Origin of the sequence: Pseudomonas sp. Z4-7 (assembly GCF_051131965.1) — a bacterium.
Lineage (GTDB): Bacteria > Pseudomonadota > Gammaproteobacteria > Pseudomonadales > Pseudomonadaceae > Aquipseudomonas.
In genome coordinates this window covers 5,751,263-5,773,421 of sequence record NZ_CP071642.1, presented here as the reverse complement: position 1 = coordinate 5,773,421, position 22,159 = coordinate 5,751,263, and the positions used below count along the sequence as shown (strand labels likewise).

25 protein-coding genes are annotated in these 22,159 nt (G+C 62.2%); 13 read left to right on the top strand and 12 right to left on the bottom strand.

The window, feature by feature from the left end; genetic code table 11:
- Positions 1 to 11: 11 nt before the first annotated feature.
- The gene (locus J3P91_RS25975) at positions 12 to 551 is read right to left on the bottom strand and encodes a type 1 glutamine amidotransferase domain-containing protein (RefSeq protein WP_434602136.1); all 540 of its coding nucleotides are present in this window, start codon (positions 549 to 551) and stop codon (positions 12 to 14) included.
- Positions 552 to 782: 231 nt separating this feature from the next.
- Here J3P91_RS25975 and J3P91_RS25970 point away from each other — a divergent pair, with 231 nt between their 5' ends.
- Genes J3P91_RS25970 through J3P91_RS25960 form a run of 3 tightly spaced genes read left to right on the top strand, consistent with a single transcriptional unit; the run spans position 783 to position 2,817 of the window.
- Positions 783 to 1,598 carry an HDOD domain-containing protein gene (locus tag J3P91_RS25970; RefSeq protein ID WP_434574069.1) on the top strand — a complete coding sequence of 272 codons (816 nt, stop codon included), beginning with the start codon at positions 783 to 785 and terminating at the stop codon, positions 1,596 to 1,598.
- A 30-nt stretch (positions 1,599 to 1,628) separates the two neighbouring features.
- Positions 1,629 to 2,441 (top strand): bifunctional DNA-formamidopyrimidine glycosylase/DNA-(apurinic or apyrimidinic site) lyase, encoded by an 813-nt coding sequence (gene mutM / locus J3P91_RS25965; RefSeq protein ID WP_434602135.1) that lies wholly within the window; start codon positions 1,629 to 1,631, stop codon positions 2,439 to 2,441.
- A gap of 55 nt (positions 2,442 to 2,496) precedes the next feature.
- Positions 2,497 to 2,817, top strand: a complete 321-nt coding sequence (locus J3P91_RS25960) for a multidrug transporter (RefSeq protein ID WP_305498139.1) — start codon at positions 2,497 to 2,499, stop codon at positions 2,815 to 2,817.
- 149 nt (positions 2,818 to 2,966) lie between these two features.
- On the opposite strand, the gene J3P91_RS25955 is transcribed toward J3P91_RS25960, so the two are convergent.
- From J3P91_RS25955 to J3P91_RS25935, 5 genes are all read right to left on the bottom strand, one after another.
- A complete protein-coding gene (locus J3P91_RS25955) occupies positions 2,967 to 3,218 on the bottom strand; it encodes a YfhL family 4Fe-4S dicluster ferredoxin (protein ID WP_434571149.1) in 252 nt (83 codons plus the stop codon).
- 133 nt (positions 3,219 to 3,351) lie between these two features.
- Positions 3,352 to 3,831 (bottom strand): pantetheine-phosphate adenylyltransferase, encoded by a 480-nt coding sequence (gene coaD / locus J3P91_RS25950; protein ID WP_007897855.1) that lies wholly within the window; start codon positions 3,829 to 3,831, stop codon positions 3,352 to 3,354.
- Between the two features lie 115 nt (positions 3,832 to 3,946).
- A complete protein-coding gene (locus J3P91_RS25945) occupies positions 3,947 to 5,542 on the bottom strand; it encodes a GMC family oxidoreductase N-terminal domain-containing protein (RefSeq protein ID WP_434602134.1) in 1,596 nt (531 codons plus the stop codon).
- A gap of 140 nt (positions 5,543 to 5,682) precedes the next feature.
- Entirely contained in the window at positions 5,683 to 6,228 is a 546-nt protein-coding gene (locus J3P91_RS25940; RefSeq protein WP_434602133.1) for a twin-arginine translocation pathway signal protein, read from the bottom strand.
- 26 nt (positions 6,229 to 6,254) lie between these two features.
- Entirely contained in the window at positions 6,255 to 7,685 is a 1,431-nt protein-coding gene (locus J3P91_RS25935; protein WP_434602132.1) for a coniferyl aldehyde dehydrogenase, read from the bottom strand.
- A gap of 149 nt (positions 7,686 to 7,834) precedes the next feature.
- Between J3P91_RS25935 and J3P91_RS25930 the strand changes: the two genes are divergently transcribed.
- Together J3P91_RS25930 and J3P91_RS25925 are read left to right on the top strand one after the other, a co-directional pair.
- Entirely contained in the window at positions 7,835 to 8,506 is a 672-nt protein-coding gene (locus tag J3P91_RS25930; protein WP_434571157.1) for a TetR/AcrR family transcriptional regulator, read from the top strand.
- Between the two features lie 34 nt (positions 8,507 to 8,540).
- The gene (locus J3P91_RS25925; RefSeq protein WP_434602131.1) at positions 8,541 to 9,395 is read left to right on the top strand and encodes a sulfurtransferase; all 855 of its coding nucleotides are present in this window, start codon (positions 8,541 to 8,543) and stop codon (positions 9,393 to 9,395) included.
- 153 nt (positions 9,396 to 9,548) lie between these two features.
- Here the strand turns inward: J3P91_RS25925 and J3P91_RS25920 are convergent, their stop codons facing one another.
- From J3P91_RS25920 to J3P91_RS25905, 4 genes are read right to left on the bottom strand one after another with little or no spacing between them, the layout of a single operon-like run.
- The gene (locus tag J3P91_RS25920) at positions 9,549 to 10,553 is read right to left on the bottom strand and encodes a hydrolase (protein ID WP_434602130.1); all 1,005 of its coding nucleotides are present in this window, start codon (positions 10,551 to 10,553) and stop codon (positions 9,549 to 9,551) included.
- A 21-nt stretch (positions 10,554 to 10,574) separates the two neighbouring features.
- A complete protein-coding gene (rsmD, locus tag J3P91_RS25915) occupies positions 10,575 to 11,186 on the bottom strand; it encodes a 16S rRNA (guanine(966)-N(2))-methyltransferase RsmD (protein WP_434602129.1) in 612 nt (203 codons plus the stop codon).
- The gene (locus J3P91_RS25910; RefSeq protein ID WP_434602128.1) at positions 11,186 to 12,676 is read right to left on the bottom strand and encodes a M16 family metallopeptidase; all 1,491 of its coding nucleotides are present in this window, start codon (positions 12,674 to 12,676) and stop codon (positions 11,186 to 11,188) included. Before J3P91_RS25910 ends, rsmD begins: the two co-directional genes overlap by 1 nt.
- A complete protein-coding gene (locus tag J3P91_RS25905; RefSeq protein WP_434602127.1) occupies positions 12,669 to 14,024 on the bottom strand; it encodes a M16 family metallopeptidase in 1,356 nt (451 codons plus the stop codon). Before J3P91_RS25905 ends, J3P91_RS25910 begins: the two co-directional genes overlap by 8 nt.
- Before the next feature lie 343 nt (positions 14,025 to 14,367).
- Between J3P91_RS25905 and ftsY the strand changes: the two genes are divergently transcribed.
- From ftsY to rpoH, 4 genes are all read left to right on the top strand, one after another.
- Positions 14,368 to 15,801: a signal recognition particle-docking protein FtsY gene (gene ftsY, locus J3P91_RS25900; RefSeq protein WP_434602126.1), complete on the top strand. Its 1,434-nt coding sequence runs from the start codon at positions 14,368 to 14,370 to the stop codon at positions 15,799 to 15,801.
- A complete protein-coding gene (gene ftsE / locus J3P91_RS25895; protein WP_024778908.1) occupies positions 15,798 to 16,469 on the top strand; it encodes a cell division ATP-binding protein FtsE in 672 nt (223 codons plus the stop codon). The genes ftsY and ftsE overlap by 4 nt, the downstream gene beginning before the upstream one ends.
- Complete coding sequence (gene ftsX / locus J3P91_RS25890) at positions 16,466 to 17,488, top strand: permease-like cell division protein FtsX (RefSeq protein WP_434602125.1); 1,023 nt, start codon at positions 16,466 to 16,468, stop codon at positions 17,486 to 17,488. Before ftsE ends, ftsX begins: the two co-directional genes overlap by 4 nt.
- 112 nt (positions 17,489 to 17,600) lie before the next feature.
- A complete protein-coding gene (gene rpoH, locus J3P91_RS25885; protein WP_305498153.1) occupies positions 17,601 to 18,455 on the top strand; it encodes an RNA polymerase sigma factor RpoH in 855 nt (284 codons plus the stop codon).
- A gap of 195 nt (positions 18,456 to 18,650) precedes the next feature.
- Here rpoH and mtgA read toward each other — a convergent pair whose 3' ends face one another.
- Positions 18,651 to 19,373: a monofunctional biosynthetic peptidoglycan transglycosylase gene (mtgA, locus tag J3P91_RS25880; protein ID WP_305498154.1), complete on the bottom strand. Its 723-nt coding sequence runs from the start codon at positions 19,371 to 19,373 to the stop codon at positions 18,651 to 18,653.
- A 73-nt stretch (positions 19,374 to 19,446) separates the two neighbouring features.
- Between mtgA and J3P91_RS25875 the strand changes: the two genes are divergently transcribed.
- The 4 genes from J3P91_RS25875 to trmB all read left to right on the top strand — a co-directional run bounded on the left by J3P91_RS25875 (position 19,447) and on the right by trmB (position 21,702).
- Positions 19,447 to 19,827: a DUF423 domain-containing protein gene (locus tag J3P91_RS25875; RefSeq protein WP_434602124.1), complete on the top strand. Its 381-nt coding sequence runs from the start codon at positions 19,447 to 19,449 to the stop codon at positions 19,825 to 19,827.
- A gap of 91 nt (positions 19,828 to 19,918) precedes the next feature.
- The gene (thiS, locus tag J3P91_RS25870; protein ID WP_434571171.1) at positions 19,919 to 20,119 is read left to right on the top strand and encodes a sulfur carrier protein ThiS; all 201 of its coding nucleotides are present in this window, start codon (positions 19,919 to 19,921) and stop codon (positions 20,117 to 20,119) included.
- 53 nt (positions 20,120 to 20,172) lie between these two features.
- A complete protein-coding gene (locus tag J3P91_RS25865) occupies positions 20,173 to 20,967 on the top strand; it encodes a thiazole synthase (RefSeq protein WP_434602122.1) in 795 nt (264 codons plus the stop codon).
- A gap of 9 nt (positions 20,968 to 20,976) precedes the next feature.
- Entirely contained in the window at positions 20,977 to 21,702 is a 726-nt protein-coding gene (gene trmB / locus J3P91_RS25860; protein WP_434602121.1) for a tRNA (guanosine(46)-N7)-methyltransferase TrmB, read from the top strand.
- 122 nt (positions 21,703 to 21,824) lie between these two features.
- Here the strand turns inward: trmB and J3P91_RS25855 are convergent, their stop codons facing one another.
- Positions 21,825 to 22,148, bottom strand: a complete 324-nt coding sequence (locus J3P91_RS25855) for a DUF3392 domain-containing protein (protein ID WP_014340681.1) — start codon at positions 22,146 to 22,148, stop codon at positions 21,825 to 21,827.
- Positions 22,149 to 22,159: the final 11 nt, after the last annotated feature.

The window sequence follows — 22,159 nt, the reverse complement described above, 5'->3', positions numbered from 1 at the left end:
CCACAAGGGCTTCAGGCCGACAGGGAGTTGATCAGTTCACGGTTGAACGCGGGAATATCATCCGGCTGGCGGCTGCTGATCCAGGTGCCGTCCCGGACGACTTCCTGGTCGACCCAGTTCGCGCCGGCATTGACCAGGTCATCCTTGAGCGTCTTGTAGCTGGTCATGGTCTTGCCTTTGACCAGGCCGCTGGACACCAGCAACCAGCCGCCATGGCAAATCACTGCGATAGGTTTGCCAGCCGCCTCGAAGCCCTTGACCAGGTTCTGCGCGTCGGGGTCGATGCGGATGGTGTCGGAATTCTGCACGCCGCCGGGCAGCACCACCGCTTCGTACTGATCGACATTCGTCGCCTTGAAAGTCAGGTCCACCTTGAAGTCGTCGGCCGGCTTGTCATGGTTCCAGCCTTTGACCTGGCCGTCGCTGGCGGAAATGATGTCGACCTTGGCCCCGGCCTGTTCCAGCGCCTCTTTGGGACCGGTCAGTTCGGCCTGTTCAAAACCGTCGGTGACCAGAATGGCGACGCGCTTGGTGTTCAGATTAGCGGGCATGAAAATCTCCTAAAGCTGAATGGGTTGGCTGCCGACCTAAGCCTTATTACAAGACTTGGGCATTGGTCCTACAGATTCCGAAGCTCAGGCTTGTACGAAAGTTCCGCCAATTTACCGGTGGTGTGTCGGATCCAGATTTAGGGGTTAGACTCCCGGCCTTACCCAGAGTGTGTACCCATGTCCAAAGAACTTTCCGCTGAACAGATCCAACAGTCCCTGCAGGGCATCAGTGTGCCGCCCCAGCCGCAAATCATGGTGGATTTGCAGATGGAGCAGTACATGCCCGACCCGGACCTGGAAACCATTGCCAAGCTGATTTCCCAGGACCCGGGCCTTTCGGGTGCCTTGCTCAAGATCGTCAATTCGCCGTACTACGGCTTGAGCAACAAGATCACTTCGATCCAGCGCGCAGTGAACCTGCTGGGCAGCCGGTCGATTATCAACCTGATCAACGCGCAGTCGATCAAGGGAGAATTGCACGACGATGCCATCGTCACCTTGAACCGCTTCTGGGACACCGCCCAGGACGTGGCCATGACCTGCCTGACCCTGGCCAAGCGCGTCGGCCTGCAGAACGGCGACGAAGCCTATGCCCTGGGTTTGTTCCATGACTGCGGCGTGCCGCTGATGCTCAAGCAGTTCCCCACTTACATGGGCGTGCTGGAGGAGGCCTATGCCAATGCCAGCGCCGAGATCCGGGTGGTGGACACCGAAAACCGCGTGTTCAACACCAACCATGCGGTGGTCGGTTACTACACCTCCAAGTCCTGGCGCCTGCCGGACCACGTCAGCCAGGCCATCGCCAATCACCACAACGCCCTGGCGATTTTCAGCGACGAATCTTCGCGCAATAACAGTCAGTTGAAAAACCTGTTGGCGATCCTGAAGATGTCCGAGAACATCTGTGCCTCCCATCGCGTGCTGGGCAACCAGGCCGAGGATCACGAGTGGAATTGCGTCGGGCCACTGGTGCTCGATTACATCGGTCTGCCGGAGTACGACTTCGAGACCCAGAAACAGGAAATCCGCGACCTGGCCTCTCGCTGAGTGCCAGCTTTCGCTTGATTCGAGAGCCCTATGCCAGAACTGCCGGAAGTCGAAACCACCCGCCGCGGGATCGCGCCACACCTCGAAGGGCAACGGGTCAGCCGCGTCGTCGTGCGTGACCGCCGCTTGCGCTGGCCGATTCCCGAAGACCTCGATGTGCGTCTTTCGGGGCAACGCATCGTGCTGGTGGAACGGCGGGCCAAGTACCTGTTGATCAATGCCGAGGTTGGCACGCTGATCAGCCACCTGGGCATGTCTGGCAATCTGCGGCTGGTCGAGATCGGCATGCCCGCCCTCAAGCATGAACATGTCGACATCGAACTGGAGTCCGGGCTGGCCTTGCGCTACACCGACCCGCGTCGCTTCGGGGCGATGCTCTGGAGCCTCGACCCGCTCAATCACGAACTGCTGATTCGCCTCGGGCCGGAACCGCTGACTGACCTGTTCGACGGCGAACGGCTGTTCCAGCTTTCCCGTGGGCGGTCGATGGCGGTCAAGCCGTTCATCATGGACAACGCGGTCGTGGTGGGCGTTGGCAATATCTATGCGACCGAAGCGCTGTTCGCCGCCGGAATCGACCCACGGCGCGCCGCCGGAAGCATTTCTCGGGCGCGCTATCTGAAACTGGCGATCGAGATCAAGCGCATCCTTGCCCATGCCATCGAACGCGGTGGAACCACCCTGCGAGACTTCATCGGCGGCGATGGCCAGCCCGGTTATTTCCAGCAGGAACTGTTCGTGTACGGTCGGGGTGGGGAGTTGTGCAAGATCTGTGGCACGGGGCTGCGGGAAATCCGCCTGGGCCAGCGCGCCAGCGTCTGGTGTCCGCGCTGCCAGAGGTGATTCGTCTTACGGTCTATAGTCAGTAGTCATACTGTTTCAGCCGAAGGATCGCCCCATGACTCTGCTTCGAACTTTCCTCCTGGCACTCTCGCTGAGTGTCGGCTTGCCTGCCTTGGCGAACACCGAAAGCGGTGACCCGCGCTACACCATCCAGAATCCACCCGCGTACGCCATGCTCGGCGACTTGCTGATTGCTCGTCCGTTGCTGCTCGCCGCCACCGTGATCGGTGCCGGGGCGTTTGTCGTGTCGTTGCCCTTTACGGCGCTGGGTGGCGGGGTTGGCGATGCGGGGAAGGCGTTGGTGGTCGACCCGGCGAAAGCGACGTTTGTGCGGTGCCTGGGGTGTGTTGGGGAGGGGTTTGAGCGGCAGGAGTGAGGTATTGGGTGTGGCTGATGGCGCTATCGCGAGCAAGCTCGCTCCCACAAGGGATTTGCTCAGTACGCAGATGCTGCGATGCCCATAGATCCCCTGTGGGAGCGAGCTTGCTCGCGATGAGGCCAGTAAAGGCGCTACAGATTACCGATTCACTCCTTGCCGGTAATTTTGCGATATTTCGCCATCAACTGTTCCTCAGTCTCCGGATGAGCCTCGTCCAGCGGGATGCAATCCACCGGGCAGACCTGCTGGCATTGAGGCTCGTCATAGTGCCCGACGCACTGGGTGCACAGGTTCGGGTCAATGACATAGATCTCTTCGCCCTGGGAAATGGCGGCGTTCGGGCACTCGGGTTCGCAGACGTCGCAATTGATGCAGTCGTCGGTGATGATCAGGGACATGCAAGCTCCGGCCGGGGCGTTGAGCCCGGGCATTTGAAAAACGTATGAGCGCAATTGTGCCGCATTGGCGAGCGCAGTGCACGCGGGGGCGATGGACTGCGCTGTGCTGCGAGCGAGTCGCAGCGTCGGCGGGTTACTTCTTGAAGCGCAGGGTCAGCGCGTCGGCCACGGCCGGGTGGACGAACTTGGTGATATCGCCGCCCAAGGCCGCAATTTCCCGCACCAGGGTCGACGAGATGAAGGAGTAACGCTCCGATGGCGTCAGGAAGAGACTCTCGACGTCCGGGGCCAACTGGCGGTTCATGTTGGCCAGCTGGAACTCGTATTCGAAATCCGAGACCGCACGCAGGCCGCGCAGGAACACATTGGCGTTCTTTTCCTTGGCGAAATGCGCCAGCAGTGTCGAGAAGCCGACCACTTCCACGTTCGGCAGGTGCTTGGTGACCTCACGGGCCAGCTCCACACGTTGCTCCAGCGGGAACAGCGGGTTTTTCTTCGGGCTGGCGGCGACGGCAATGATCACATGGTCGAACAGGCGCGAGGCGCGTTCGACCAGATCGCCATGGCCCTTGGTAATGGGGTCGAAGGTACCTGGGTACAACACTCGGTTCATCGCGTCGTCCTGGCGGGAGTCCGTTGGGGAGTCGGATGGTATCGCAGCCGACTCGGTCGGCCAAGTCGGCGATGGGATAAGAACGCACTATAGGCGCTGCGAATAGTCGGTTTTTTCATGTGTTTTGCAGACGTTCGGCCAGCAGGGTCGCCAGTTTGGCAGTCAGGCCGTACACCGACAGTTGCGGGTTGGCGCCGATGCTGGTGGGGAACAGCGAGCCGTCGTGGATGGAAAGATTACGCAGTTGGTGGTGGCGGCCGAGGCTGTCGGTCACCGCCTGTTTCGGCTCTTCGCCCATGGCGCAACCCCCCATGACATGAGCGCTGCCCAGGCGGGTGCGGAAAAGGGCCAGGTCCAGCCCGTCGATCAGCGCGCGGGCCTTGGCCAGGGTTTTAACGTGCCGGGCATCGCTGTGCATCGGCATGACCGACCTGGCCCCTGCGGCGAACTGGATCTCGGCCATGCTGTGAAATGCCCGGCGCAAACCGTCCCAAGTGTAGGGGGAGACCTGATAGTCGAGCACGGGCGTGCCGTCGCTGCGCAATTGCACGGTACCGCCGGGGCTGTCCGGGTGAAAGCCGTCGCGCAGTAACGCCAGCATGGCGTGGGTGTGGGGCAACTTTGCCATGTGCGCTGCGTTCTGCGCACCAAAGCCGCCCAACAGCGTGGCTGCGAGGGCCGGGTGCAAAGGCGGGACTTCCAGCTTGTAGGACATTTTGCCGGTGACGCCATCCTGCCATTGGAAATGATCTGAATAAATCGACTGTGGAGCCCCATAAAAAGGGTTGATGACTTCATCGAACAGTCCGGCTGACATGTTCACCAAGTGCAGGAAGGTGCGCTTGCCCAGGCATCGATGCGGATCCGGCGCGTCGGAGCGCAGCAGCAGGGCGGGGCTGTTGATGCCGCCACCGGCCAGCACGTAATGCCGCGCCTTGACCCTGATGCGCCGTCCGGTCGGCGCCACGCAGCGTTCGTCCATGGCCTGGCATTGCAATTCCACTACCGCATCGTTGCTGATGATCAGGCGTTCTGCCCGCGCCAGATAGAGCAGGGCGCCGCCCTGGTCCAGTGTGGCGGGTATGGTGGTGACCAGCATCGATTGCTTGGCATTGGTCGGGCAGCCCATCCCGCAATAGCCCAGGTTCCAGCAGCCGCGTACGTTGCGCGGGATCACATGCCAGCTGTAGCCCAATTGCTCGCAGCCCTTGCGAATGACGTCGTTGTTGGCATTGGGCGGAATCAGCCATGGCGCCACCCCCAGGCGCTGCTCCATGCGTTCGAACCAGGGCGCCATCTCGGCGGGGCGGTGGCCCCGGACGGCATGCTCGGTCGCCCAGTGTTCGAGAGTCTGGTCAGGCGTACGAAAGCTCGAGGTCCAGTTGATCAACGTGGTGCCCCCCACGGCCCGGCCCTGGAGAATGGTGATGGCGCCGTCCTTGCTCATTCGCCCGAGACCTTCCTGATACAGGCTGGTGTAAGCCTGATCCTCACGCAGCTTGAAGTCCTGGCTGGTCTTGAGCGGGCCTTCCTCAATGAGCAATACCTTGTAGCCGGCGGCACTGAGAATTTCCGCCGTGGTGCCACCGCCGGCGCCGCTGCCGATGATCGCCACGTCGGCTTCCAGCGTGAGGTCCTGGGTCAGTTGCGCGCCGTTGTAGGTGGTCCAGCCACGGGCCAGGCCTTCGCGGAACGGATCGGGTACGGGCATGTTCGGGGTTCTCTATTGATTGACCATGAAAATCCCTGTGGGAGCGAGCTTGCTCGCGATGGCGTTGGATCAGCGACATCCTTGTTGGCTGACACACCGCAATCGCGAGCAAGCTCGCTCCCACAATATTTCAGCTGGTTTCAAACGGTTGGCGGGCCCGGATACCCGCAGTGCGCCCAGGCCTCGGGCCGGCTGTACCAGGCCATCATCACCATTTGCAGCAAAGAGCTGTGGCCTTGGCGCAACAAGCTCAGCGAGCTGTTTTCCCAGCGTGTCAGGAATTGTTGGATGTCATCGGCGCTGGCGTTTTCCCACCCGCCCCAGATTCCGGTCAGCGGCCCGCGGGTCACACCCAACGTGAGCACGTCGAACAGTTGATGCGTGAGCTTGAGCATCGCCGCAGACAAGTGCGCCAGGCCGCGATCCAGGCTTTGCAGCGTGGCATCGGTGGCGGCCTGGATCGTTCCTGCCGTCACTGCGCCGTCGAGCATCACCGGAATGACGGCGCGTAGAAATGCCAGGTCGCTGTCGCGCAGGGCCTTCAGGCCGTCCGCCGGTTGGCTCGACGAACAGCCGCTGAGGCTGGCGCCCAGGCCGACGGTGGCGAGGAAAACGCTGGCGCCAAGGCTCAGTTGCAGCAAACCACGCCGTGACAGGGCGGGCGTATCGGTCAGGTTTGGGCTCATTATTGTTATTACCCGGGAGACGCTTGTTAGCGGATGAACAGCTTCTGGATCAGCTTCTGCAACGGCTTGCCATAGGGCGGATAAATCAGTCTGGCGGCGTTGAAGCGCTGCTTGATCAGGACGCCCTTGGCCTTGCTGAAGGTCAGGAATCCCTCGTGACCGTGATAGTGGCCCATCCCCGAGGCGCCAATGCCGCCGAACGGCATGTCGTCCTGGGCCACATGCAGCAGCGTGTCGTTCAGGCAGACGCCGCCGGAATGGGTTTCATTGAGTACCCGCTGCTGTTCGGCCTTGTTGTAGCCGAAGTAGTAGAGCGCCAGCGGACGAGGCCGCCGATTGATGTAGGCAAAAGCCTGGTCCAGGCCTTCGTACGGCACGATGGGCAGCAGCGGGCCGAAGATCTCATCCTGCATCACCGTCATGTCATCCGTGACATTGAGCAACAGGCTGTGGGCCATGCGGCGTCCCTGGCCCTGGTCGAACAGCTCGATCAGCAGCGCGCCTTTGCTGGTGGCGTCGCCGATGTAGCCGTTGAGCCGCGCCAGTTGGCGATCGTTGATGATGGCGGTGTAGTCCGGGTTGTCCGCCAGCGTCGGATAAAACCCGCGGACCGCTTCGCGATACGCCTCGACGAACGCTCCGACGCGGCTCTGCGGTACCAGCACGTAATCCGGCGCGACGCAGGTCTGCCCGGCATTCAGGGTCTTGCCGAAGGCTATGCGTTCGGCGGCGTCCTTGAGCGGTACGTCGTCGGACACGATGGCGGGTGATTTGCCACCCAGTTCGAGGGTGACGGGGGTCAGGTTTTCCGCGGCGGCACGCATCACATGCTTGCCGATGCTGGTGGCGCCAGTGAACAACAGGTGATCGAACGGCAACCTGGAGAACGCAATGCCAACGTCAGCCTCGCCCAGCACCACCGACACCAGGTCCTGGGGAAAGATACGGGCTAACAATCGCTTGAGCAGCAATCCGGTGGCCGGGGTCGCCTCGCTGAGCTTGAGCATGACCCGGTTACCCGCCGACAAGGCCCCGACCAATGGGCCTACGGCCAGGAAGAGCGGGTAATTCCACGGGACGATGACCCCGACCACGCCCAATGGCTGGTAGATCACCTTGGCCGATGCCGGTTGGAAGGCCATGCCGACCTTGCGCCGGGAAGGTTTCATCCAGCCCTTGAGGTTGCGGCTGGCGTAATGGATGCCGTGCAGGCTCGGCATCAGCTCGGCCAGCAGGGTTTCGTCGGCGCTGCGGTGACTGAAGTCCTGGCTGATCGCGTCGATCAGGGCTTGCCGTTCGTTGCTCAACAATTCGCGCAATGCCTTGAGCCACTGCCGGCGCTGCTCGGCCGTTGGCATGGGATGAGCGGCGAAAGCACGGCGCTGGGCCTCGAAGATCGTCCGAATTTCATCCAGCTGCTGTTGAGACTGGTGCAGGTAGGCAACGTCGGCTGGCATGTCGGCACCGGATTATTGTTGGAATGGTGGATTTCTAGAGCTTGTGCTCTAAAAAGTCAAATGCCGCCTCCGCGATGGCGTGGGTTTTCTCCCGTGACCGATAGGTCGTAAGATGCCCATCACATGATTTTTCGAATTAAGCCCAAGCCATGGCCCCACGAATAAAAACCAGCGAGCGCATCGTGCAGAACAGCCTGGAGTTGTTCAACCGGCAGGGTGAGCGCAGTGTCAGCACCAATCACATTGCCGCCCACATGGACATGTCCCCGGGCAATCTTTATTACCACTTTCCCAACAAGCAGGCGATCATCGCCGTGCTGTTCAGCGAATACGAAAACCTGGTAGACAGCTTCCTGCGCCCACCCCAGGGGCGGGCGGCCACGGTGGACGACAAGCGCTTCTACCTGCAGGAGCTGCTTTCGGCGATGTGGCGCTACCGGTTCCTGCACCGGGACCTGGAGCACCTGCTCGACAGCGACCCGGAACTGGCGGCTCGCTACCGGCGCTTTTCCCAACGCTGCCTGATCCATGGCACGGCTATCTACGAAGGTTTCGTCGACGCCGGTATCCTGGCGATGGACCGCGTCCAGATCGAGTCCCTGACCCTCAATGCCTGGATTGTCCTCACGTCCTGGGTCCGGTTCCTCTGCACCACGCGCGAAAACTCCAGCCACCTGAGCGAACAGGCGATCAAGCGCGGCGTGTATCAGGTGCTGGTGCTGGAGGCGGGGTTTGTGACCGAGCAGGCCCGCGAAGCGGTAGATGCCCTGTTCAAAGAATTTTATGTCCCGCTGGCCCAGACCCTGGAGGAAGGGCAGTAGATCGGACCCCTTGATTCAGCCACAGGAGCTCACCATGCCCATCGCGCAACTCATCAGCCCTCAGGCCCTGGAACAGCGGAGATCACAGCCCGGGCTGGTGATCCTCGATTGTCGTTTTGCCCTGGAGGACCCGGACTATGGCCAGCGCAGTTACGCCGAGGGCCATATCGCCGGTGCGTCGTTCGCCGACCTTGAGCGGGATCTGAGCGGGCCGGTCATCAAGGGCGTCACCGGACGTCATCCGCTGCCGGAGCCCGAGGCGCTGGTTGAGCGTCTCCAGGCCTGGGGGATCAACAATGACAGCGAGGTCGTGCTGTATGACGACGGCCCCGGCGCCTATGCCGCCCGGGCCTGGTGGCTGCTGGCCTGGTTGGGCAAACGCGATGGCGTACATATTCTCGACGGCGGGCTCAAGGCCTGGCATGCGGCCGGCCTGCCCCTGAGCCTGGATCCGCCGCAGGCTGCTCGCGGGACTTTCAACGGCGCGCCGGACGCGAGCTTGCTGCTCAGTGCGCAGGCGTTGCAGCAACGCCTCGGTGATGCGGACATGACTCTGTTGGATGCCAGGGCGCTGCCGCGTTTCAAGGGCGAAGTCGAGCCGATCGACCCGGTGGCGGGGCATATCCCGGGCGCGTCATGCGCAGCATTCACCGACAACCTGGGGACCGATGGACGCTTCTTGCCGGCCGATCAACTCAAGCTGCGTTTCGCTGAAAAACTGGGCGAGCGCCCGCCCACCGAGCTGGTGGCTTACTGTGGCTCCGGCGTGACGGCGTGCCATAACCTGTTTGCCTTGTGCCTGGCGGGCTATCCGCTGGGACGGTTGTATGCCGGCTCGTGGAGCGAGTGGATCAACGATCCCCAGCGGGGCGTGGCGAAGGGCGAATAGCGAATAGCGAATAGCGAATAACGAGACACCCGAAATCAATGTGGGAGCGAGCTTGCTCGCGATAGCGGTGTATCGGTCAACTTTAATGTGACTGACCCATCGCTATCGCGAGCAAGCTCGCTCCCACAGGGGATTTGTGTTGTTTTCGAATCGTCAGCCTTGTGCCAGGCTAGCCAGCCAACCGGGAATCCGCCGTTCCAGATAATAGCCCGGGCGCCGCAGGGTTCCGTCGACAAATCCCACATGCCCGCCCCGCAGGTGCAGTTCCAGGTGGGTCGAGGCCGATAACTCGCCGGGTTCGGGCAGGCTGTGGGGGAATACAAATGGGTCGTCGGCGGCCTGGATGACCAGCGTCGGTGTACTGATTCCCGCCATGAAATAGCGGCTGGACGCGCGCCGGTAGTAATCCGCTGCGTCGGAAAAGCCGTGCAGCGGCGCTGTCACCCGGCCGTCGAAATCCCAGAAGGTGCGCATGTTGTCCAGCGAGCCCAGGGCTGCCAGGGCCGCGAGCCCTTCGTCGCGTCCGTCATGCTGGAACTGGCGTTGCTTGTTGCGCACGTAGGCGACCATTTCCCGCATGAAGTGCGCCTGATAGAACCTGGAAAAGCCCTGTCCGATGCGGTCGGCGCACTGGTCCAGGCGAAACGGTACCGAGACCGCCATTGCACCTTGCAACTGGCTGTCGTTGCCGGCTTCCCCCAAATGCTTGAGCAGCACATTTCCGCCCAGCGAGTAGCCCACCGCAAACAGCGGCGCCAAGGGGCGTCGGGCCCGCAGATGGGCGATAGCCGCGGCGAGATCTTCGCTGGCGCCGGAATGATAACTGCGAGCCAGCAGGTTCGGCTCGCCCGAGCAACCACGCCAGTTCAGGGCGACGCTGGCCCAGCCTTGAGCATTGAGCGCGCGTTGCAGGCCGGCAACGTAGGGTGAGTTGGAGGAACCGGTCAGGCCATGAAGCACCAGCACCAGCGGTGCTTCGGCGCTATGCGGGCCATGCCAGTCGAGGTCGAGGAAATCACCATCGTCCAGCCAGAGGCGCTCACGTTCGCGATCGATGTGAACGGTTTTACGCCACAATGGGCCCCACAAGGTCTGCAGGTGTGGATTGCCAAGGCCCGGGGCGGGTATGAAGCGTTCAGGTGCGCAGGACACGATCATTCTCGGTGCACGGTCAGCGGTTCAGCCAACGGCCTCTGCCGTACGTTGCCACAGTGCGTAATACACCCGCCCGGATTTCTGCTCGCGATGCAGGCGCCAATTGGCCGGCAAGCCCAGGGTCGAAGGGGCGGTCTCGCTTTCAGTGTAGACCCAGGCATCGTCGGCCAGCCATTGCCGTTCCTCGAGCAACGCGCAGACGGCCGGCAACAGGTTCTGGTTGAACGGCGGGTCGAGGAACACCAGGTCGAAAGGTGTCGCGGGCTGGCCGTCGAGGTAGCGCAGCGCATCCGCCGTCTGCACCTGGCCGACGGTGCAACGCAACGTGCCCAGGTGCTCTTTCAGGCTCGAGACCGCCAGGCTGCTGGCGTCCAGCGCCTGACCCATGGCGGCGCCACGGGACAAGGCCTCGAGAAACAGCGCGCCACTGCCGGCGAACGGGTCGAGCACCCGGGCACCCGCCACATACGGCGCGAGCCAGTTGAACAGGGTTTCGCGCACCCGGTCCGGCGTCGGCCGCAGGCCCGGGGCATCGGGAAAGCTCAAGCGCCGGCTGCGCCACTCGCCGCCGATGATGCGCAACTGGTTAACCCCGTTGTGCGCGGGTTTCTTGCTGGAATTGGATGGACGGGCCATTAATGCTCCGGAACCCCGAGCGGCTGCTCGGCAGGTTTGTCAGTGGGGGCCGGCAACGGCTTTTGCGGCACGGTCGGGCCAGCGGTGACGATGACCATCTTGTCCGTGCTCAGGTGTTTGTTCAGCGCGGTCCTGACCTGCTCGACCGTCAGCGCCTGGGACTGGCGCATGAAATCCTCCAGGTAGCTCAGCGGCAAGTCATAAAAGCCCATGGCGCCGAGCTGACCGACGATGTCGGCGTTACTCGCGGTCGACAGCGGGAAGCTGCCGGCCAGCTCGCGCTTGGCGTCGTCGAGCTCCTTCTGGGTCGGGCCGTTCTTGAGATAATCGGCGAACACATCCTGTACCAGCTTCAACGTGCCTTCGCTCATCTCGGCACGGGTCTGCAGACTGATCATGAACGGGCCGCGAGCCTGCATCGCCGTGAAGCCGGAATAGACGCCATAGGTCAGGCCGCGCTTTTCCCGTACCTCGGTCATCAGCCGCGTGCCGAAGCCACCGCCGCCGAGGATCTGGTTGCCCATGGACACGGCGGCATAGTCCGGATCGTCGCGGCCGACGCCCAGTTGCGCGAGCATCAGGTTGGTCTGCTTGGAGGGGAACTCGATATGGTGGACGCTCGCTTTCGGCTCCACCGGTGGCGGCGTTTTCGCCAGGGCTTGGCCCTTGGGCAGTGCGGCGGATATCTGGTTGGCAATGGCTTGGGCCTCGGCACGGGACAGGTCCCCCACCAGGGCGATCACTGCGTTGCCGGCGGCATAGGCCTTGGCATGAAAGGCCCGGGCCTGGGCCAGGGTAATCGGCGGGATGCTCTGTGCGGTGCCGTCGCTGGAGTGCGCATACGGATGGTCACCGTACAGGCGCTTCATCAGTTCCAGGCCCGCCAGTTTGCCGGGGTTCTGCTTCTGGTACTCGAAACCGGCGAGCATCTGGTTCTTGATGCGCGCGAAGGAGTCGGCGGGGAAGGTCGGTTGGCCGACAACTTCGGCAAACAGCTTCAGCGCCGGCTCGCGCTTGTCGGCTGCGCTGAGACTGCGCAGCGAAGCCACGGCCATGTCCCGGAAGGCGCCGTTGCCAAAATCGGCGCCGAGGCTTTCAAAGCCTTCGGCAATGGCACTGACGTCCTTGCCGGCCACGCCTTCATTAAGCATCGCGTTGGTCAACTGCGCCAGGCCCGGTGCATCGCCGTCCTGGCTGCTGCCGGCGGCGAAGGTCAGGCGCAGGTCGAACATCGGTAATTCGCGAGCTTCGACGAACAGCACCTTGGCGCCGTCGGCGGTTTTCCAGGTCTGCACGTCGAGCTGGCGATGGCTGGGCGCCTTGCCGTCCAGTTCAGCCAGCGATTGCAGCTTGTTGCCGGACTTGGCCTTGTCCAGCGCCTGGCTGGCGTTGGAGCTGGTCGATGGCGACAGGTAAAAGGCCAGCGCGCCGACCACGGCGATCAATACCAGGCCGATCAGCACCAGGCGCGGTGATTTGCGCTCACTCATGAGCTTTCTCCTCGGGCAGGATGTGCGCGACGCTCAGGCGCGAGCGGGTGAAATACAACTGGGCTGCCTTCTGGATATCCTGCGGGGTCACGCTTTGCAGTTCGGCCAGCTCGGTGTCCATCAGCTTCCAGGACAGGCCGACCGTTTCCAGCTGGCCGATGGCGGTGGCCTGGCTGGTAATGGAGTCGCGCTCATACACCAGGCCGGCGATCACCTGGGCGCGGACGCGCTCCAGTTCCTCGGCGGTGGGGGCGGTTGTCTTCAGTTGTTCGAGCAAGCGCCACAGGCCGGCTTCGGCCTCGGCGAGGGTCTTGTTTTTCTGCGTGTTGGGTGTCGCCGACAGGGTGAACAGGGTATCGCCACGGGTGTAGGCGTCGTAATTCGACGAGCCGCCGGACACCAATTCTTCGCCGCGCTCCAGCTGGGCCGGGATCCGGCCGCTGTAACCGCCGTCCAGCAGCGCGGAAATCAGCCGCAAGGCGTTGACCGGGACTTTGTCGGTGGCCGTGGCGATGCCCGGCACGTTGAATGCCAGCATGACGCTCGGCAGTTGGGTCTGTACATGCAGGGTAATCTTGCGCTCGCCGGGCTCGGCCAGCTCCAGGGGGATTTTCGCCGCCGGCACGGCGCGCCGGGCAATCGGGCCGAAATAGCGCTGGGCCAGGGTCTTGACCTGGTCTGGCGTCACGTCGCCGACCACTACCAGGGTCGCATTGTTCGGTGCATACCAGGACTCGTACCAATGGCGCAGCTCCTCGACCTTCATCCGGTCCAGGTCGGCCATCCAGCCGATGGTCGGCGTGTGGTAGCCGCTGGCCGGGTACGCCATGGCCTTGAATCGCTCGTAGGCCTTGGACATGGGCTTGTCATCGGTGCGCATGCGGCGCTCTTCCTTGATGACCTCGATCTCGCGGCTGAACTCCTCCGGCGGCAAGCGCAGGCTGGCCATGCGGTCGGCTTCGAGCTCGAAGGCCACGCCCAGGCGATCCCGGGCCAGTACCTGGTAATAGGCGGTGAAGTCATCGCTGGTGAAAGCGTTCTCCTCGGCGCCAAGGTCGCGCAGGATCAACGACGCTTCGCCGGGACCGACTTTTTCGCTGCCCTTGAACATCATGTGTTCCAGGGCGTGAGATAGGCCGGTCTGGCCCGGCGTTTCATAGCTGGAGCCCACCTTGTACCAGACCTGGGACACGACCACCGGAGCCCGGTGATCCTCGCGCACGACGACCTTCAAACCGTTGTCGAGGATAAATTCATGGGTGGGTTGCGGGTCGGCAGCAAGGGCGGAAAAGGGCAGACAAACTGTGCTGAGCAGCAGGCCAGCGGCGCGGCGGGCAAGAGCATTCATTCGTGTTTAAACCTGTTGGACTGCCCGCTTGGCCTTAGCCTCGGCGGGCGAGGAGGTGCTAGGATACTGATCCGTTTTACTGGCGGCCACGCCTATCGGGCCTTTTATCGGCTCGTGGCTGTTTGGATTTGCGGAAGAAGCCTCGGGTTTATCTGCTGTTCCCGATGTTTTCGCCGAAAATGTCCCACCAGTCCTTCGAAAAAAGCGACTTGAGTTGTCCGCGAGACAACTCTACAAAATGTTGCGCGTGAACAAGCTGGATGAAACGCAGTCTGTTCAGCATCGAATATTTATCACCGAGGCGCCTGCCTGGCGCGTCGCTACCGTGAGATAGCCGTCCTCCATGTTTGGTTCCAACGACGACAAGAAGACCCCAGCTGCGGCTGGCGAGAAAAAAGGCCTGTTCGGATGGCTGCGCAAGAAGCCGCAGGAAACCGTCGTCGAGCAGCCGCAACTGCCGCCAGAGCCGGCCGCCGAGACTGTGGCCGAGACCGCGGTAGAAGAGACCGCGCCGATCGTCCTGCCGATTGCCGAACCGGTGCTGCAGCCGGTCGAGCCTGAGGTTACCGTCGAGCCGGTTGCCGAGCAGCCACTGACCCCGCCCGCCGGGCAAACGCCTTGGCTGACCTTGCCCGTGGCCGAAGAACCGGTCGCGCTGGTCGAAGATGAGCAGGCTGCGCATGTCACCCCAACGATTCCGGCATCGACGCAACCGGTCGAGGCGCCCATTGCCGAGACACCGGTTGTCGTTGCGCCTGCCACTCCCGAGCCCGCCCCTGAGCCAGAGGCTGTAACAGCTGAGGTTCCGGCTCTGGTCGAGCCGCCGCGCAGCGCCGAAGAAAACAAAGTCGGCTTCTTCGCCCGCCTCAAGCAGGGCCTGTCCAAGACCAGCGCCAGCATTGGCGAAGGCATGGCCAGCCTGTTCCTCGGCAAGAAGGTCATCGATGACGAATTGCTGGAAGACATCGAGACCCGCCTGCTGACCGCCGATGTCGGCGTCGAGGCCACTTCCGTCATCATCCAGAGCCTGACCCAGAAGGTCGCTCGCAAGCAGCTCACCGATGCCGACGCGTTGTACAAATCCCTGCAAGGCGAACTGACCAGCCTGCTCAAGCCGGTAGAAAAACCGCTGGTGATTGCTTCGCAGAACAAGCCGTTCGTGATCCTGGTCGTCGGCGTCAACGGCGCCGGCAAGACCACCACCATCGGCAAACTGGCGAAGAAGCTTCAGCTCGAAGGCAAAAAAGTCATGCTCGCCGCTGGCGACACCTTCCGCGCCGCCGCGGTAGAACAGTTGCAGGTGTGGGGTGAGCGCAACAAGATCCCGGTCATTGCCCAGCACACGGGTGCGGACTCCGCCTCGGTGATTTTCGACGCCGTGCAGGCCGCCAAGGCCCGTGGCATCGACGTGTTGATCGCCGACACGGCCGGTCGCCTGCACACCAAAGACAACCTGATGGAAGAATTGAAGAAGGTCCGCCGGGTCATCGGCAAGCTCGACGCCGAGGCGCCTCACGAGGTGCTGCTGGTGCTGGATGCTGGCACCGGCCAGAACGCCATCAACCAGGCCAAACAGTTCAACCAGACCGTCGAACTGACCGGGCTGGCCCTGACCAAGCTGGACGGCACCGCCAAGGGCGGGGTGATCTTCGCCCTGGCCAAGCAATTCGGCTTGCCGATTCGTTACATCGGCGTGGGCGAAGGCATCGACGACTTGCGCACCTTTGAAGCCGAGCCTTTTGTCCAGGCACTGTTTGCCGAGCGGGAGCATTCATGATTCGTTTCGAACAGGTCGGTAAACGCTATCCGAACGGTCACGTCGGCCTGCATGAGCTGAGCTTTCGGGTCCGTCGGGGCGAGTTTCTGTTTGTCACCGGCCATTCCGGCGCCGGTAAAAGTACCTTGCTGCGCCTGCTGCTGGCGATGGAACGGCCCACCACCGGCAAGCTGCTGCTGGCCGGCCAGGACCTGAGCACCATCAGCAATGCCCAGATTCCCTACCTGCGACGGCAGATCGGTGTGGTGTTCCAGAACCACCAATTGCTGTTCGATCGCACAGTGTTCAACAACGTGGCGCTGCCGTTGCAGATCCTCGGGCTGTCCAAGGCCGAGATCAACAAGCGCGTGGACTCGGCACTGGAGCGTGTAGCGCTGTCGGACAAGACCGACCTGTATCCGGGCGACCTGTCCACCGGCCAGCAACAGCGTGTCGGTATCGCCCGCGCGATCGTCCACCGCCCGGCCTTGCTGCTGGCGGATGAACCCACCGGTAACCTCGACCCGCGACTGGCGGCGGAAATCATGGGCGTATTCGAAGATATCAACCGTTTGGGCACCAGCGTGCTGATCGCCAGTCACGACCTGGCGCTGATCGCACGTATGCGTCATCGCATGCTCACCTTGCAGCGCGGTCGACTGATCGGCGACGGGGAGGCGGGTGTATGAGCGCAACCCGTAGCCCGAAAGTGGCCGAGCGCGTGGCTCCCAAGGCCTCCGACCCGCAGCCGCAGAAAAAGAAACGCGACGATGACGACGGCCCGGATTTCGCCACGCTGCTGCACGCCTGGGTCGAAAGCCATCGCGCCAGCCTGGTCGACAGCCTGCGGCGCCTGGGCAAGCAGCCCATCGGCAGCTTCTTCACCTGCATGGTGATGGCCGTGGCCCTGAGCCTGCCCATGGGCCTGTCATTACTGCTTAATAATGTCGAGCGCCTGGGCGGCTCCTGGCAGCGCGCGGCGCAGATCTCCCTCTATCTGCAATTGGACACGACACCGGGCGAAGGGCAGGCGTTGCGTGAGCAGATCAAGGCCATGCCGGGCGTAGCCGACGCCGAATACGTCGGGCGCGAGCAGGCGCTCGAAGAGTTTCAGCAGCAGTCCGGCCTGGGCGAGGCCCTCAAGGAACTCCCGGAAAACCCGCTGCCGGGTGTGGTGCTGGTGACCCCGAACGAGGTCGGCAAGCCCACCCTTGAAGCATTAAGACAAAGACTTTCGGAATTGCCCAAGGTACAACAGGCCCAACTTGATCTAGTCTGGGTCGAGCGTCTTGCGGCGATACTCAAGCTCGGCGACCGGTTTGTCTTTGGTCTGACGGTGCTTCTGGTTTCTGCATTACTTTTGGTGATAGGCAATACCATTCGTCTTCATATTGAAAACCGCCGCACAGAGATAGAAGTGATTAAACTCGTCGGCGGTACGGACAGTTATGTTCGCAGGCCCTTCCTCTACATGGGGGCGCTGTATGGCTTCGGTGCCGGGATCCTGTCCTGGGGGGTATTGGCGTTCGGCCTGGATTGGCTGAACGATGCGGTAGTGGGATTGGCCGGTTTGTACGGCAGTGATTTTTCACTGGCCGGTGTGCCAGTCGCCGACGGCGTGTCGCTCTTGCTTGGCGCGGTGCTGTTGGGTTATATCGGTGCATGGATTGCGGTAGCACGCCACCTGCGTGAGCTTGCTCCAAAATAGTATTTTTTGCGCGTATTGACCTTTCAGTTTTTGTGGGAACTTGTCCTACGGTTCCCGGTCAATTTTCGCAGTGCTGAACTGCACGAGTTATGTGAGTCGGAGGTTTTTTCGTATGACCACTTCTTTGCAACCTGCTTATGCTCTAGTCCCGGGTGCGAACCTTGAGGCCTATGTGCACACGGTGAACAGCATTCCATTGCTGACGCCCGAGCAGGAGCGTGAACTGGCCGAGAGTCTCTATTATGAGCAGGATCTTGAGGCGGCTCGGCAGATGGTGCTCGCCCACCTGCGTTTTGTCGTACATATCGCCCGCAGCTATTCCGGCTACGGGCTGGCCCAGGCCGACCTGATCCAGGAAGGCAACGTCGGCCTGATGAAGGCGGTCAAGCGGTTCAACCCTGAAATGGGCGTGCGGCTGGTGTCGTTCGCCGTGCACTGGATCAAGGCGGAAATCCACGAATTCATCCTGCGCAACTGGCGCATCGTGAAAGTCGCGACCACCAAGGCCCAGCGCAAGCTGTTCTTCAACCTGCGCAGCCAGAAGAAACGTCTGGCCTGGCTGAACAACGAAGAAGTCAATCGCGTGGCTGAAAGCCTGGGCGTAGAGCCCCGGGAAGTGCGCGAGATGGAAAGCCGCCTGACCGGCCATGACATGGCCTTCGACCCGGCCGCCGAGGCCGACGACGACAGCGCTTTCCAATCGCCGGCCAACTACCTGGAAGACCACCGGTACGACCCGGCGCGTCAACTGGAAGACGCCGATTGGAGCGACAACTCCAACACCAACCTGCACGAAGCGCTGGAAGTGCTGGATGCGCGCAGCCGTGACATTCTTTACCAGCGCTGGCTGGCTGAAGAGAAGGCCACGCTGCACGACCTGGCGCAGAAGTACAACGTGTCGGCCGAGCGAATTCGCCAGCTTGAGAAAAGTGCAATGAACAAGCTCAAGGTGTCGATCGCGGCTTGACCCCGCGTTACCGGCATGAAAAACGCCCCGTTCAGTGATGATCGGGGCGTTTTTGTTTGTGTGATGCTGGCCTCGATGCGGCCTATTGTGGGAGCGAGCCTGCTCGCGAATGCTGAGTATCAGAACATAAATGTACGCTGACACACCGCATTCGCGAGCGGGCTCGCTCCCACAGTGGATCTTCAGCGTTCTTGACTACTGAGCCCACGGCGCGCGGCGCGCGCGGTCAAGCTCCAGCAGGTAACCATCACCGCCCAACTGGCTCATCTGCTGCCGGATCCAGCTGGCGCGTCGCAGTATGTAGGGGCTTGGCCGGCTGGCACTCCAGACCCGCGGGTTGGGCAGTACCGCCGCCAGCAGGCTGGCCTGTTGCCGGGACAAGGCCCCGGCGCCTACACGGAAATGATGTCTCGCGGCCGCTTCAGCCCCGAACACGCCGTCGTCCCACTCGACACTGTTGAGGTACACCTCGAGAATCCGTTGCTTGGGCCAGAACACTTCGATCAGCGCGGTGAACCACGCCTCCAGCCCTTTGCGCAGCCAGCTGCGGCCCGACCACAGGAACAGGTTTTTGGAGACTTGCTGGCTGAGGGTACTGGCGCCGCGAATCGAGCCGCCGCGCCCGTTATGGGCAAACGCCGCCTGGATCGCGCCGATGTCAAAGCCCCAGTGCTCGGGAAACTTCTGATCCTCGCCGGCAATCACCGCAATCTTGAGGTTATTGGAGATCTGGTCCCAGGGCTGCCAGTCGCGCTGCAGGTCGATCGGCTCGCCGCCGAACCAGGATTCGACCTTGCGCTCGATCATCAGCGCGGTGAACGGTGGCGGTACCACGCGAAACAGCAGCACCAGCGCAACGCTGCCGACGGCGAACCAGAGCAGGGCTTTAACGAATCGTCGAAACAATGTACGCAGCATAGAGATGGCTTGGCCGAACCCGTCGAGCGGGCCATTATACAGACCCTGTCCCCCGAGTCTGACTGGAGTTCCCATGTTGCGTAGCTTTCTGATGCTGGCGGCTTTTTTCGGTTTCACCGGCGTAGCGCTGGGAGCATTCGCCGCCCATGGTCTGAAAAGCCGTCTGAGCGCTGATTACCTGGCGATTTTCCACACCGGCGTCACCTACCAACTGGTGCACACCCTGGCGCTGTTCGGCGTCGCATTGCTGGCCACGCACATTCCCGGGCGTATCGTCACCTGGGCCGGTATTTCCTTTGTCATCGGTATCCTGTTGTTCTCTGGCAGCCTGTATCTGTTGACCCTTACAGGTGTCACCAAACTGGGAATGATCACGCCCTTGGGCGGTATGGCCTTCCTGATAGGCTGGCTTTGCCTGGGCATTGCGGCTTGGCGTCTACAACTTGCCGCTTGAAGCTTGCGGCTCGTAGCTGACCAAGGGGCTTGGGTCGTCCAGACTGATCGGGCTAGAATGCCAGCCCCTAAAAATGATGGCGGCATCCGGCATGCGCATTCAGTTGAACGGCGAACCCCTTGAACTGCCCGACGGCGAAACCGTCGCGGCCCTGCTGACCCGTCTGGAACTCACCGGACGCCGCGTCGCGGTGGAGCTCAACCTGGATATCGTCCCGCGCAGCCAGCACGCCGACACCACGTTGAATGATGGCGACAACGTCGAAGTGGTCCACGCCATCGGCGGCGGTTAGTCGCCGCGATTTCGCAGCATTCGCAAGAACCTCACCCCAACAGAGGATTTCCCATGAGCATCGTTCGTAGCGACAAGCCCTTCGTCCTGGCCGGTCGTACTTACCAGTCGCGTCTGCTGGTAGGCACCGGCAAGTACCGCGACATGGAAGAGACCCGCCAGGCCATTGAAGCTTCGGGTGCCGAGATTGTAACCGTCGCCGTGCGTCGGACCAACATTGGCCAGAATCCGGGCGAACCGAACCTGCTGGATATCCTGCCGCCGGATCGCTACACCATCCTGCCGAACACCGCCGGTTGCTTCGACGCCATCGAGGCTGTGCGCACCTGCCGCCTGGCCCGTGAGCTGCTCGACGGTCACAGCCTGGTGAAGCTGGAAGTGCTAGCGGACCAGAAAACCCTGTTCCCCAACGTGATCGAAACTCTCAAGGCCGCAGAAACGCTGGTCAAGGAAGGTTTCGACGTGATGGTCTACACCAGCGATGACCCGATCATCGCTCGTCAGTTGGCGGAAATCGGCTGCATCGCGGTCATGCCGCTGGCCGGGCTGATCGGCACGGGCCTGGGGATTTGCAACCCGTACAACCTGCAGATCATCCTTGAAGAAGCGAAGATCCCGGTGCTGGTGGATGCCGGTGTCGGCACCGCCTCCGATGCCACCATCGCCATGGAACTGGGTTGTGAAGCGGTGCTGATGAACTCCGCCATCGCCCACGCCCAGCAGCCAGTCCTGATGGCCGAAGCCATGAAACACGCCATTGTTGCCGGTCGCCTGGCCTACCTGGCCGGGCGCATGCCGAAAAAACTCTATGCCAGCGCATCCTCGCCGCTGGATGGTCTGATCAAGTAAGAGCCATTGATGACTGAATCGAACGACACGCCGGTCCTCCCGGAAGAAGGCGAAGAGCGCCAGCACCGCCGCATCAAGAGTTTCGTGATGCGCGCCGGGCGCATGACTGAAGGCCAGCAACGCGGCCTGGAGCAGGGTGCGCCGTTGTATGTCCTGCCGCTGGTCGACGCGCCGGTGGACTTCGACCAGGTGTTCGGCCGCTCGGCGCCACGCTCGCTGGAAATCGGCTTCGGCATGGGCCATTCGCTGCTGGAAATGGCCGCGGCCGCGCCGGACCAGGATTTCATCGGCGTGGAAGTGCACCGTCCGGGTGTCGGTGCGTTGCTCAACGGCGTACTGACTCAAGGGCTGACCAACCTGCGGGTCTACGATTGCGACGCCATCGAAGTGCTCAACCGCTGCGTGGCCGACAACAGTCTCGACCGGCTGATGCTGTTTTTCCCGGACCCGTGGCACAAGAGTCGCCACCACAAGCGCCGGATCGTCCAGGCATCGTTCGCTGAACTGGTGCGCAGCAAGTTGAAGGTCGGCGGTGTGCTGCACATGGCCACCGACTGGGAGCCGTACGCCGAATACATGCTGGAAGTGATGAACGTCGCGCCGGGCTACTGCAACCTGGCCGAAGATGGCCGCTACGTCCCGCGTCCGGCGGAACGGCCGATTACCAAGTTCGAACGCCGTGGCGAACGGCTCGGGCATGGGGTCTGGGATTTGAAGTTCGAGAAGTTGGCGTAAGCCAATAATGTGGGAGCGAGCTTGCTCGCGATGGCGGCCAGACAGTCAACATGGGTGTTGGATGTGAGGGCCTCATCGCGAGCAGGCTCGCTCCCACAGTTCGTTTTGCGGTGTATTGGAGTTCAGCGCCGATCCGCCACGACGCCGATCAGCACCAAAACCACCAGCAACACCGGCGCGAGGCTGTAGTTGTTGAACTGGCTCAAGCCCCGGACGATCCACGGCGTGGCGTAGATCAGCGCGGCGCCGCTGCCGATCATGCACAGCAGGGCGATCAGCGGGACGCGCAAGGCGCCGGCGATGCTGCCCAGGCGTTGTTCGACCCAGCCCTTGATGTCAGCGCCAAACAACACCAGCAGGCAGCCTACCAGTGCCAGGGAGATTTCCGACAGGTTGCTGCGGCTCCAGCGGGACACGGTGGCGAGCAGGTCGAGTACCAGATCCATTCGATTTCCTT

Excerpts from the sequence above, each read along its gene's own strand:
- rpoH (WP_305498153.1), top strand. The coding sequence starts at position 17,601 with ATGACCACTTCTTTGCAACCTGCTTATGCTCTAGTCCCGGGTGCGAAC.
- rsmD (WP_434602129.1), bottom strand. The coding sequence starts at position 11,186 with ATGGCCCGTCCATCCAATTCCAGCAAGAAACCCGCGCACAACGGGGTT.
- J3P91_RS25960 (WP_305498139.1), top strand. The coding sequence starts at position 2,497 with ATGACTCTGCTTCGAACTTTCCTCCTGGCACTCTCGCTGAGTGTCGGC.
- J3P91_RS25910 (WP_434602128.1), bottom strand. The coding sequence starts at position 12,676 with ATGAGTGAGCGCAAATCACCGCGCCTGGTGCTGATCGGCCTGGTATTG.
- J3P91_RS25945 (WP_434602134.1), bottom strand. The coding sequence starts at position 5,542 with ATGCCCGTACCCGATCCGTTCCGCGAAGGCCTGGCCCGTGGCTGGACC.
- J3P91_RS25975 (WP_434602136.1), bottom strand. The coding sequence starts at position 551 with ATGCCCGCTAATCTGAACACCAAGCGCGTCGCCATTCTGGTCACCGAC.
- ftsY (WP_434602126.1), top strand. The coding sequence starts at position 14,368 with ATGTTTGGTTCCAACGACGACAAGAAGACCCCAGCTGCGGCTGGCGAG.
- J3P91_RS25930 (WP_434571157.1), top strand. The coding sequence starts at position 7,835 with ATGGCCCCACGAATAAAAACCAGCGAGCGCATCGTGCAGAACAGCCTG.
- J3P91_RS25875 (WP_434602124.1), top strand. The coding sequence starts at position 19,447 with ATGTTGCGTAGCTTTCTGATGCTGGCGGCTTTTTTCGGTTTCACCGGC.
- J3P91_RS25955 (WP_434571149.1), bottom strand. The coding sequence starts at position 3,218 with ATGTCCCTGATCATCACCGACGACTGCATCAATTGCGACGTCTGCGAA.
- J3P91_RS25935 (WP_434602132.1), bottom strand. The coding sequence starts at position 7,685 with ATGCCAGCCGACGTTGCCTACCTGCACCAGTCTCAACAGCAGCTGGAT.
- J3P91_RS25905 (WP_434602127.1), bottom strand. The coding sequence starts at position 14,024 with ATGAATGCTCTTGCCCGCCGCGCCGCTGGCCTGCTGCTCAGCACAGTT.
- J3P91_RS25925 (WP_434602131.1), top strand. The coding sequence starts at position 8,541 with ATGCCCATCGCGCAACTCATCAGCCCTCAGGCCCTGGAACAGCGGAGA.
- coaD (WP_007897855.1), bottom strand. The coding sequence starts at position 3,831 with ATGAACCGAGTGTTGTACCCAGGTACCTTCGACCCCATTACCAAGGGC.
- ftsX (WP_434602125.1), top strand. The coding sequence starts at position 16,466 with ATGAGCGCAACCCGTAGCCCGAAAGTGGCCGAGCGCGTGGCTCCCAAG.
- trmB (WP_434602121.1), top strand. The coding sequence starts at position 20,977 with ATGACTGAATCGAACGACACGCCGGTCCTCCCGGAAGAAGGCGAAGAG.
- J3P91_RS25940 (WP_434602133.1), bottom strand. The coding sequence starts at position 6,228 with ATGAGCCCAAACCTGACCGATACGCCCGCCCTGTCACGGCGTGGTTTG.
- mutM (WP_434602135.1), top strand. The coding sequence starts at position 1,629 with ATGCCAGAACTGCCGGAAGTCGAAACCACCCGCCGCGGGATCGCGCCA.
- J3P91_RS25865 (WP_434602122.1), top strand. The coding sequence starts at position 20,173 with ATGAGCATCGTTCGTAGCGACAAGCCCTTCGTCCTGGCCGGTCGTACT.
- thiS (WP_434571171.1), top strand. The coding sequence starts at position 19,919 with ATGCGCATTCAGTTGAACGGCGAACCCCTTGAACTGCCCGACGGCGAA.
- ftsE (WP_024778908.1), top strand. The coding sequence starts at position 15,798 with ATGATTCGTTTCGAACAGGTCGGTAAACGCTATCCGAACGGTCACGTC.
- J3P91_RS25920 (WP_434602130.1), bottom strand. The coding sequence starts at position 10,553 with ATGATCGTGTCCTGCGCACCTGAACGCTTCATACCCGCCCCGGGCCTT.
- J3P91_RS25855 (WP_014340681.1), bottom strand. The coding sequence starts at position 22,148 with ATGGATCTGGTACTCGACCTGCTCGCCACCGTGTCCCGCTGGAGCCGC.
- mtgA (WP_305498154.1), bottom strand. The coding sequence starts at position 19,373 with ATGCTGCGTACATTGTTTCGACGATTCGTTAAAGCCCTGCTCTGGTTC.